This is a genomic window from Streptomyces sp. NPDC046716 (genome assembly GCF_040645755.1).
Taxonomy (GTDB): Bacteria; Actinomycetota; Actinomycetes; order Streptomycetales; family Streptomycetaceae; genus Streptomyces.
In genome coordinates, this window is the sequence record NZ_JBEYYU010000116.1 from 1 (window position 1) to 10,128 (window position 10,128).

The 10,128-nt window shown below is 72.6% G+C and carries 11 protein-coding genes and 1 pseudogene; 4 read left to right on the forward strand and 8 right to left on the reverse strand.

What is annotated here, in order from left to right:
• The 7 genes and pseudogenes from ABZ930_RS40670 to ABZ930_RS40700 all read right to left on the reverse strand — a co-directional run.
• Positions 1-126: pseudogene (locus tag ABZ930_RS40670) on the reverse strand (sulfate adenylyltransferase small subunit); the annotation flags it as partial.
• A complete protein-coding gene (gene cysC / locus ABZ930_RS40675) occupies positions 123-695 on the reverse strand; it encodes an adenylyl-sulfate kinase (RefSeq protein WP_361560417.1) in 573 nt (190 codons plus the stop codon). The gene cysC and the pseudogene ABZ930_RS40670, both read right to left, overlap by 4 nt.
• A gap of 53 nt (positions 696-748) precedes the next feature.
• Positions 749-1,987: a glycosyltransferase family 4 protein gene (locus ABZ930_RS40680; protein ID WP_361560420.1), complete on the reverse strand. Its 1,239-nt coding sequence runs from the start codon at positions 1,985-1,987 to the stop codon at positions 749-751.
• The gene (locus tag ABZ930_RS40685) at positions 1,984-2,397 is read right to left on the reverse strand and encodes a hypothetical protein (protein WP_361560423.1); all 414 of its coding nucleotides are present in this window, start codon (positions 2,395-2,397) and stop codon (positions 1,984-1,986) included. Before ABZ930_RS40685 ends, ABZ930_RS40680 begins: the two co-directional genes overlap by 4 nt.
• Positions 2,394-3,290 carry a sulfotransferase gene (locus ABZ930_RS40690; protein WP_361560426.1) on the reverse strand — a complete coding sequence of 299 codons (897 nt, stop codon included), beginning with the start codon at positions 3,288-3,290 and terminating at the stop codon, positions 2,394-2,396. Before ABZ930_RS40690 ends, ABZ930_RS40685 begins: the two co-directional genes overlap by 4 nt.
• A gap of 101 nt (positions 3,291-3,391) precedes the next feature.
• The gene (locus ABZ930_RS40695; protein ID WP_361560429.1) at positions 3,392-4,201 is read right to left on the reverse strand and encodes a PaaX family transcriptional regulator C-terminal domain-containing protein; all 810 of its coding nucleotides are present in this window, start codon (positions 4,199-4,201) and stop codon (positions 3,392-3,394) included.
• A gap of 4 nt (positions 4,202-4,205) precedes the next feature.
• Positions 4,206-5,849: an AMP-binding protein gene (locus tag ABZ930_RS40700; protein WP_361560432.1), complete on the reverse strand. Its 1,644-nt coding sequence runs from the start codon at positions 5,847-5,849 to the stop codon at positions 4,206-4,208.
• A 114-nt stretch (positions 5,850-5,963) separates the two neighbouring features.
• Between ABZ930_RS40700 and ABZ930_RS40705 the strand changes: the two genes are divergently transcribed.
• Together ABZ930_RS40705 and ABZ930_RS40710 are read left to right on the forward strand one after the other, a co-directional pair.
• The gene (locus ABZ930_RS40705; RefSeq protein ID WP_361560435.1) at positions 5,964-7,148 is read left to right on the forward strand and encodes an acyl-CoA dehydrogenase; all 1,185 of its coding nucleotides are present in this window, start codon (positions 5,964-5,966) and stop codon (positions 7,146-7,148) included.
• Entirely contained in the window at positions 7,145-7,549 is a 405-nt protein-coding gene (locus tag ABZ930_RS40710) for a RidA family protein (RefSeq protein ID WP_361560438.1), read from the forward strand. Before ABZ930_RS40705 ends, ABZ930_RS40710 begins: the two co-directional genes overlap by 4 nt.
• Before the next feature lie 21 nt (positions 7,550-7,570).
• On the opposite strand, the gene ABZ930_RS40715 is transcribed toward ABZ930_RS40710, so the two are convergent.
• Positions 7,571-8,569, reverse strand: a complete 999-nt coding sequence (locus ABZ930_RS40715; RefSeq protein ID WP_361560441.1) for a helix-turn-helix domain-containing protein — start codon at positions 8,567-8,569, stop codon at positions 7,571-7,573.
• A gap of 143 nt (positions 8,570-8,712) precedes the next feature.
• Between ABZ930_RS40715 and ABZ930_RS40720 the strand changes: the two genes are divergently transcribed.
• Both ABZ930_RS40720 and ABZ930_RS40725 read left to right on the forward strand, forming a co-directional pair.
• Positions 8,713-9,297 (forward strand): isochorismatase family protein, encoded by a 585-nt coding sequence (locus tag ABZ930_RS40720; RefSeq protein WP_361560444.1) that lies wholly within the window; start codon positions 8,713-8,715, stop codon positions 9,295-9,297.
• Positions 9,297-10,019, forward strand: coding sequence for an isochorismatase family protein (locus tag ABZ930_RS40725; protein WP_361560447.1), 723 nt, complete (start codon positions 9,297-9,299; stop codon positions 10,017-10,019). The genes ABZ930_RS40720 and ABZ930_RS40725 overlap by 1 nt, the downstream gene beginning before the upstream one ends.
• The last annotated feature ends 109 nt before the right edge of the window (positions 10,020-10,128 follow it).

Genomic DNA, 10,128 nt, shown 5'->3' on the forward strand with positions numbered 1-10,128 from the left:
GGAGTCCTTGCCGCCGGAGAAGAGGATCACCGGCTTCTCGAACTCGCCCGCCACCTCGCGGAAGATGTGCACCGCCTCGGACTCCAGAGCGTCCAGATGGCTCAGTGCGTACGACGGCTCGCTCATACCAGCTCCCTGTCCGACAGCACCGCGTGCACCGAGCCGGCCGACTCGGCCGGAGTCTGCGCCTGCGTGTCCAGGAACAGATCCGGCGACTCCGGCGCCTCGTACGGGTCGTCGACGCCGGTCAGCCCCTTGAGCTGCCCGGCGGCCTGACGCGCGTACAGGCCCTTGACGTCGCGCTCGCTGCACACCTCCAGCGGGGTGGCGACATGGATCTCGAAGTACGGGGTGTCGCTCGCCGCGTGCCGCTTGCGCACCGCCTCGCGGCTGTCCGCGTACGGGGCGATGACGGGCACCACGGCGAAGATGCCGTTGCGCGCGAGGATCTCCGCGACCAGGCCGATGCGCTGGACGTTCGTGTTCCGGTCCTCGCGGCTGAAGCCGAGGCCCGCGGAGAGGAAGCGGCGGATCTCGTCACCGTCGAGGACCTCGACGCGGTGCCCCTCCGCGCGCAGCCGCCCGGCGAGGGCGCGCGCCACGGTGGTCTTGCCGGAGCTCGGCAGACCGGTGAGCCAGATCGTGGCCCCCCGGGACCGCTGCCGTGCCGTCCCGGCCTGGTTGGCCGTAGTCATACGTGGAGTCCTTCCGCGGCGCCGGTGGCGCCACAACTCATCGGTGGAGGTGGTCAGTTGGCGGGGGAGGTGCGGCCCGTGCCGGTCAGTTCGGCGAACAGGGCCTCCCAGCGCGGGTGCACCGCGTCCGGGCCGTAGGCCGCCGCGGTCAGGAGCGCCGCGGTGCCCATCTCCGCGCGCAGTTCGCGGTCGGACATCAGCCGGCTCAGGGCGTCGGCGAGCGCGTCCGGGTCCTGCTCGGGGACGAGCAGTCCGTCGACCCCGTGCGTGAGGACGTCGGAGGGGCCCGTCGGACAGTCGAAGGAGACCACCGGCAGGGCGTGCGCCATCGCCTCGATCATCACCATCGGCAGTCCCTCGAAGCGTGAACTCAGCACGTAGACACTGGCCTTGGCGAGTTCGTCGTCGAGCCGTTCGCTGTGCCCCATCAGGAAGACGTGGTTGTAGAGGTGGTGCTCCTCGATGAGGGCGCGCAGCTGCGCCTTCTTCTCGCCGGTGCCGTAGATCCTCAACTGCCAGTCGGGGTGGGTCTCGGCGAGCTTCGCCCACGCGGGGATCAGGAGGTCGAACCCCTTCTGCGGGAAGAGCCGGCCGGCCGCGACCACGATCCGCGCCCCGTGGTGCGAGGGGACCTGGTCGAGGGAGTGCACGGCGTTGGGGATCCGCACGACCCGGGTGCCGGGCAGCAGCCGGGCGTACTCGGCGCGGTCCCGCTCGGTCAGCACGGCGATGGTGGCGAAGGCGCCGTACGTCTCGACGATGCGCCGCTGCACGTCGGGCTTGTGCGTGCCGTGGTTCATGTGTTCCTGCGCCACCCGCACCACGCCGTTCACGGCGTGCGCGGCGGACAGGAAGTTCAGCGCGGGGCGCGTGGTGACCAGCACCCCGTCGGTCAGCGACCGAAGATAGTCGCCGAGCGCGCGTTCCACCCGGCGCGTGAAGTACCGGGAGCCGAACTCGCCGACGGGTATCTCCGTGCCGGGCCCGTCGGGATCGGCCGGCCGGCCGCGCAGGACCCGCCGCAGCCGCGCGCCGAACCCGCGCCCGGGCGGCGGCGGTTCGCGTCGGTGCCCCTCGCGCACATCGAGGAGCGTCGTCACGGGAACCCGCTCGTCCAGCGGGAACTGGAGCTCGTCGCGGTTGCGCAGCGCGCACACGATCTCGACGTCCCAGCCCGCCGCCACCAGGGAGTTGGCCTGGTTGAAGACGGTGCGGATGGTGCCGCCGCGCCCGTAGGCGTGCATCAGCAGGTAGCGGATCCGGGGAGGCTGCGAGGAGTTCGATGCCGTCATGCGCGACACTCCAGGGACAGGTTGTCCTCGACCGTGAAGTACGGCTGCACCCCGAAGTCCGCGCCCGGCACCCGCTGCACCGGATAGATCATGATGGCCTTCTTGCCGCGGATGTCGTCCAGCTTGCGGCCGACGCGCAGCCGGTGGGTCCCGTCCGTCAGGTGCAGGTCCCACTGCTCGGCGTCCGGAAGGCTGTCGTAGGCGGCCAGTTCGGACACCTGGAACTCGCTCGTGAAGCGCTCGCCGTCCAGCGTGGCGGGGTGGCGCAGGACGTGGTCGGTGCGCGAGCGGCGGGTCAGGGTGAGCCGCCAGGCGCGCTCCGGCGCCGCGTCCAGGCCGAACAGCCGGCCGGTCACCCGGATCCGCCCGTCCCGCGGCCACACCTGCTCGACCTCGGCGTGGGGCTTCACTTCAGGTACCCCCAGGCCTTGCACATGGGCTTGAGGATCTCGGGGATCTCGTCGTCCTTCGGCAGCGGGCGGCCCTGCTGGACGGTGCCCGTCCTGATCTTGTCCCGCCAGTCGCCGAGCCCCTTCTGGATCTGGGTGTCGTCGCGCTCGCCGTACGTCAGCATGGACGGCTCGAAGTCGATGCCGAGGAAGTCGCACAGCGTGCGCAGCCTGCCCTCGGGGTCGGCGGTGAGGTCCTCGTAGCGCACGGTGTGGCCGCCGGTGAGGCCCTTGCGGGCGTTGTCGACGGCCTGCATGTAGCGCAGCGCGTCCGCGCACGCCTCCTCGTACGTCCGCTTGTCCGGGTCGCCCTCGTGCCAGGACTGGGCGATGGAGACGGGATGGCGCAGCAGGAAGACGAACCGGGCGTCGGGCCAGCAGTCGCGGATCCGCCGGTAGACGAAGGCGTTGCTGGGCGTCTTCTCCACGACGAAGTCCTTGCCGGACCTGACGAGTTCGCGGTGCATGACCCGGTCCCACAGCAGATGCTCCAGGTCGCCGCGGCTCAGGTCGAGGGCGTCCATGGCCCGCTCCGACAGCTTGCTGCCGTAGCCGACCTCCAGGCGGCGGATGTGCAGCTCGTGCGGGGAGTGCAGCCGCGAGTGCGCGTTCAGGAGCATCCGCAGCAGGGTCGAGCCCGAGCGCACCGGCGACATGATGAAGACCGGCTTCGTGAGCAGCCGGTCCGTGGCCGGGTCGGCGGGGACCGTGTAGGCGGGCGTGGGCCGCTTGGCCGGCGCGGCCGCCTTCGCGGGCTTCACCGGCACCTTCGGCGCCGGTGCCCGCCGGGCGCGCTGCACCTGGAGGCCGGTGGTCGCGGTGAGCGCCCGGTTCATCTTGCGCATCAGACTCATGCGTCCCGACGCTAAAGGCGCTTTCTGAGAAGAGGGCCGGAGAAACCTGAGGGTTCCCTTAGCACCCCTTCATGTGGCACGCATCACGTACGGCTGTCTGTTCATGAAGCGTTCACGAATCGGGCCGCGGCGGCGTGCAGCCGTTCGTGCAGCGCCCGGAACACCACCGCGGAGCGCAGCCCCGGCCAGTGCGCGGGCAGCAGTTCGGGCGGCAGCCCCGGGTCCGCGTAGGGCAGGTGCCGCCAGGAGTCGAGGGCCAGCAGATGGTCCCGGTAGGCCTCCATCGGCGGGGTGTCCTCGCGCGCCTCCCAGGCCCGCAGCACCGGCCCGTGCTCGTCCAGGAACGCCTCGTGCAGCTTGGCCAGGGCCGCCAGGTCCCACCAGCGGGCCACCGCGTCGGCCGTCGCCGTGAAGCCCAGGTGCTCGCCGGTGAACAGGTCCACGTACCCGGCGCACCCGGCCCGCTCCAGCGTGTGCCGGGCCTCCGCGTACAGGCCCGCCGGCGCGAGCCACACGCCGGGCGCCGCGGTGCCGAAGCCCAGCCCGGCCAGCGTCGAGCGCAGGACGTGCCGCCTGGCGCGCTCCGACTCCGGGACGGAGAACACGGCGAGCACCCAGCCGGTCCCGCCCGCGGCGCCGCCGTAGACCCGGCGGTCGCCGTCGTCGAGGAGCTGGCGGGCGTCGTCCGACAGGGCGTACCCGGCGGCTCCGGCGGCCGTGCGCGCGGGCAGCAGCAGCCCGCGCCGCTTCAGCCGGGACACCGCCGAGCGCACCGACGGCGCGTCGACCCCGGCCGCGCCGAGCAGCCGGATCAGCTCGGCGACCGGAACCGGCCCGGGGAAGCCGCGCCCGTGGGCGCCGTACAGGGTGACGATCAACGACCGGGGCGTATGCGGGGTCTGCTCGGGCACGCGATCACTGTACGGTTCCGGGCGCGCGCAGCCGGAACCGCTGGAGCTTGCCGGTGGCGGTGCGCGGCAGCGCGTCCAGGAACACCACCTCGCGCGGGCACTTGTACGGCACCAGCTCCGCCTTCACGAACTCCCTGAGCGCGGCGGCGCTGTGCTCGTCCCGCCGCGCCCCGCCCCGCAGCACCACGTACGCGACCGCGATCTGCCCGCGCGAGGCGTCGGGCCGCCCCACGACGGCCGCCTCCGCCACATCGGGGTGGCGCAGCAGCGCGTCCTCGACCTCGGGGCCCGCGATGTTGTACCCGGCGGAGATGATCATGTCGTCGGCGCGGGCCACGTACCGGAAGTAGCCGTCGGGCTCGCGCACGTACGTGTCGCCCGTGACGTTCCAGCCGTGCCGCACGTACGCGCGCTGCCGGGGGTCGGCGAGATACCGGCAGCCGACGGGCCCGCGCACGGCGAGCAGCCCCGGCTCCCCGTCGGGGAGGGCGCCGCCCGTCTCGTCGACCACGCGCGCCTCCCAGCCCGGCACGGGCACCCCGGTCGTGCCCGGCCGGACGGCCTCGTCGGCGGCCGAGATGAAGATGTGCAGGAGTTCGGTGGCCCCGATCCCGTTGATGATCCGCAGCCCCGTCGCCTCGTGCCAGGCGTGCCAGGTGGCGGCGGGCAGATTCTCCCCGGCGGAGACGCAGCGCCGCAGCGAGGTGAGGTCGTACGCGGACCGGGACGGATCCGCGAGCATCGCCCGGTAGGCCGTCGGGGCGGTGAACAGGACGGACACCCGGTGTTCGGCGACCGCCGCCAACAGCGGTGCCGGGCCCGCCTGTTCGAGCAGCAGCGCGGAGGCTCCGGCGCGCAGCGGGAAGATCACGAGGCCGCCGAGCCCGAAGGTGAAGCCGAGCGGCGGGCTGCCCGCGAAGACGTCGTCCGGGGTGGGCGCGAGGACGTGCCGGGAGAAGGTGTCGGCGATCGCCAGGACGTCCCGGTGGAAGTGCATGCACCCCTTGGGTCTGCCGGTCGTGCCGGACGTGAAGGCGATCAGCGCGACATCGTCGGCGGAGGTGCGCACGGCCTCGTAGGCGGGCGGTTTGCCGGCCGCGCGGTGCAGCAGGTCGTCCGGGCCGTCGCCGCCGAACGGGACGATCCGCAGCCCGGGCGCCTCCGCCTTCGCGAGATCGTCGAGAAACCGCGCGTCGCACAGTGCGTGCCGGACCTGCGCGATGTCGCACATCGTGGCCAGCTCGGCCGCCCGCGCCTGGGCGAGCACGGTCACCGCGACGCCGCCGGCCTTCATCACGGCGAGCCAGCAGGCCGCCAGGTGCGGGGTGGTGGGACCGCGCAGCAGGACACGGTTGCCGGGGACGAGGCCCAGATCCTCGGTGAGGACGTGCGCGATGCGATCGACCGTCGACTGCAACTCGCCGTACGTCCAGGTGCGTTGGCCCGGGGCGTGGAAGGCGGGACGGTCCGCGCCGAACCGCTCCACGGTCGCGTCCAGCAGTTCGGCGCCGCAGTTCAGCGTGTCCGGGTGCCGCAGTTCGGGCAGGTCGAGGAGGAGGCCGGGCCACTGCCCGGCGGGCGGCAGATGGTCGCGCGCGAAGGTGTCGACGTGCCCCGTGGGGAGAAGTGAGCCGTGCGGATGGGTCATGGCCGGGTGCCCCCTTGCCGTCGCGTGGTCGCACTCCGACGCCGTACGCCGATGTCGCCTCCCCACCGTATCGTGATGGTGACGACAGTCAACGGGGCGCGATACGGTGGGCGCATGGGCATCTTCTCGCTCGATCCCGGTCAGCTCGCCCGGTGCGCGCAACTGCGCGGCCTCGCACGGCAGCACCTGGCGCCCCTCGCGGAGAAGGGCGAGCCGGGCCGCGTCAACCGCCCGCTCGTCGCCGAACTGGGCCGACTCGGCCTGCTGGAGCGGCTGTTCACGTCCGGGGCGCTCGATCTGTGCCTGATGCGCGAGTCGCTGGCCCAGGAGTCCACGGAGGCGGAGACCGCCCTCGCCCTCCAGGGCCTCGGCGCCCACCCCGTGCACGCCTACGGCACCGACGCCCAGCGCGACCGCTGGCTCCCCGGCGTCCGCGCGGGCCGCATGGTGGCGGCCTTCGCCCTGAGCGAGCCCGGAGCGGGCTCGGACGCGGCGGCCCTGGAACTCCGAGCAACGCAGGAGCCGCCCCGCCAGGGGCGCGGGGAACTGCGCGACCAGCCACGACGAGACGAGCACTCACCCCCGCGGCGATGGCTCCTCAGCGGCGAGAAGACCTGGATCTCGAACGCCCCGGAGGCCGACTTCTACACCGTCTTCGCCCGCACCGGAGAACCCGGAACCCGAGCCGGAGGCGTCACCGCCTTCCTGGTGCCCGCGGACCGCCCCGGTCTGACCGGCACCCCCCTCGACATGCTCTCGCCGCACCCCATCGGCACCCTCACCTTCGACGGCGTCCCGGTCACCGAGGACGACGTGCTCGGCGAGCCGGGCGGCGGCTTCCGCGTGGCGATGAACACCCTTAACCTCTTCCGCCCCAGCGTCGGCGCGTTCGCGGTCGGCATGGCCCAGGCCGCGCTCGACGCGACCCTCGCGCACACCGCCCGCCGCGAGGCGTTCGGCGGCCCGCTGAAGGACCTCCAGACCGTGGCCCACCAGGTCGCCGACATGGCGCTGCGCGTCGAGTCCGCCCGCCTGATGGTGTACGCGGCGGCCTCCGCGTACGACGAGGGCGCCGACGGGGTGCCGCGCCGGGCCGCGATGGCCAAACTCCTCGCCACCGAGACGGCCCAGCACGTCGTCGACACGGCGGTCCAACTGCACGGGGCGCGGGCACTGCGCCGCGGCCACCTCCTGGAGCACCTGTACCGGGAGGTGCGCGCGCCCCGGATCTACGAGGGCGCCTCGGAGGTCCAACGTGCCATCATCGCCCGCGAGTTGTACAAGGAGGAAGCCCGATGAGCCGCGAGCCGAACCGGGTCAACCCGCCCGAGCTCTCCCCGCCCACCGGCTTCTCGCACGCCGTCGTCGCCTCGGGCCGCCGCCTCGTCCTGCTCGCCGGGCAGACGGCCCTGGACACCGACGGCAAGATCGTGGGGGAGGGCCTGCCCGCCCAGTTCACCCGTGCCCTCACCAACCTCCTCACCGCGCTGCGCCACGCGGGCGGCGCCCCGGCGGACCTGGCCCGCGTCACCGTGTACGCCACGGACGTGGCCGACTACCGCGCGCACGCCCGCGAACTCGGCGCCATCTGGCAGCGGTTGGCGGGCCGTGACTACCCCGCGATGGCGGTGATCGGCGTGACCCGCCTCTGGGACGAGCAGGCCCTGGTCGAACTGGACGGCATCGCGGTCCTGCCCTGAGACCGGCCCCGCGCGGGCGCGTCAGGGAGCCTGCGGAACCCGGAACCGCCGCCGGTACTCCGTCGGTGTCGTGCTCAGCCGCCGCCGGAACGCCCGCACCAGCGTGTCCACCGTCCCGAACCCGCAGACGGCCGCGATCCGTTCGAGCGTGGCGTCCGACGACTCCAGCTCGTGCCGGGCCTTCTCCACCCGTACCGACTCGATGTACGCGTGCGGGGTCGTGCCCAGCTCCGTCTTGAAGAGCCGGGTCAGATGCCGGTCGCTGACATGCGCGTACGCGGCGAGGTCGGAGACCGTCAGCGGCTCGGCGACATGCCGCAGGACGTGGTGGCGCAGATCCTCGATGCGCCGCGTCGTGGAGACCTGCTCGAGCGGCACGCTGAACTGGCTCTGCCCGCTGGGCCGTTTGAGGTACATGACGAGCTGCCGGGCGACGCGCAGGGCGACCGCCTCGCCGAGGTCGTCGGCGATCAGCGCGAGCGAGAGGTCGAGGCAGGCGCTGATCCCGGCGCCGGTCCACACATTGTCCTCGCGGATGAAGATCGGGTCGGCGTCGACCGTCACCTCCGGGTGATCGGCGGCCAGTTGGGGCGCGGTCGACCAGTGCGTCGTGGCCCGCTTGCCGTCGAGCAGCCCCGCCGCCGCGAGCAGATGCGCGCCCACGCACACGGAGGTGATCCGGTGCGTCCGCGCGGCGAGCACCTTCACCCAGTCGACCAGCTCGGGGTCGACGAGCGGCCGCACCCGGCGCTGCTCGTCGAACTCCACCGCCCCGGGCACGATCAGCGTGTCGATGGCGCCGGCCGCGACGTCGGCGAAGGTGCGGTCCGGCAGCACGCGGACGCCCGCGCCGGTGGTGACCGGGTCCAGGGTCCGGGCGGCGAGCACCACCTCGTACCCGGCCGCCGCGTCGGTCTCGCGCAGGGCGAGCGAGAACACCTCCGGGGGGCCGGTGACGTCGAGCAGGTCGACGCCCTCGAAGAGCACGATGACGATCAGTCGCCCGGCCGTGTCCGCCACAGTTCCTCCCGTACGCCGCATGTCGGTATCTGCATGTTAGACGTCATTGCCGACGTCACAGCGGAGTCATAGCGTTGTGGACGCGGCCCGGTGGAACACCACGGACCGCGCTTCACCCACGTCACCCCGAAGGCGGTACACCCATGTCCCGAACCACGCTGCGCGAGCTCAACGGCTTCGACCAGGAGCCCGCGAAGCTGGCCGGCTCGACGCTGATCCTGATCGACTTCCAGAACACCTACACCCGGGGCGTCATGGAACTCGACGGCTGGGAGAAGTCCCTCGACGCCGCCGCGCAGCTGCTGGCCCGGGCCCGCGAGGCCGGCACCAAGGTCGTCCACGTCATCAACGACGGCGGCGAGGGCACCCCGTACGACATCCGGGCGGAGATCGGCCAGATCCACCCCAAGGTCGCGCCCGTCGACGGCGAGGCGGTCGTCGTCAAGCAGGCCCCGAACGCGTTCGTCGGCACCGATCTGGACACGCACCTCAAGGAGGGCCAGGACGTCGTCATCGCGGGCTGGATGACCCACATGTGCGTGGCGTTCACCGCCCAGGGCGCGTTCCTCAACGGCAACCGCCCCACCGTCGTCGCCGAGGCCACCGCGACCCGCTCGCTCCCGGTCGCGGGTACCGACCTCGACGCCTGCCAGGTGCACTACAGCGCCCTCGCCACCATCGCCGACCTGTACGGCGTCGTGGTCACGACGCAGAAGGAGATCGTCTGATGAAGGCCAAGCTGTTCCGTCCGGCCGCCGCGCTGGGCGCCGCCGCCGTGCTCGCGGCCACCCTGACCGCGTGCGGCGGGAGCTCCGAGGCCGCCACCCGCGCCGACGGCGGCAAGGGGCCCGCCGCGACGAACCACGCCAAGGACACCACGACGCTGCGTCAGCTGATGAAGCTGGACGAGACACCGGCGAAGCTGTCCGACGCCACGCTGGTCCTCGTCGACTACCAGAACGTCTACACCGGCGGCGCGATGGAGCTCACCGGCTGGCGCGAGGCCGTCAAGAACACCAAGGCGCTCCTGGACCGGGCCCGCGAGGCGCACACGCCGGTCGTGCACATCGTGGAGAAGGGCTACGACCTGAAGTCGAAGGCGGGCCGGATCATCCCGGCGCTCGAGCCGGCCAAGGGCGAGACCGTCGTCGAGAAGGCCGTCCCCAACGGCTTCCACGACACGAACCTCGACGCGGTACTCAAGAAGACCGGCCGCAAGAACGTCATCATCGCCGGCTTCATGACCCACATGTGCACCCTGTTCACCACGGAGGGCGCCGTCTACAACGGCTACCACCCGACCGTGATCGGCGACGCCTCCGCGACCCGCCCGCTCCCGGTCGCGGGCAACCCGCGGGGCGTCCCGGCCCGGCAGGTGCACGAGGCGGCGCTCGCCACGATCCAGGACCGCTTCGGCGTCGTCGTGGCCCGGCAGCGCGACCTCAAGTAGTCCCAGAAACACGGGCGTTCGGCGGGGCGATGGCCAACTACCGCCGGGGTCAGATGGATTACTGGTACCCGCGCCACGACGGCCGTACCGACGACCCCGCCGACCTGCA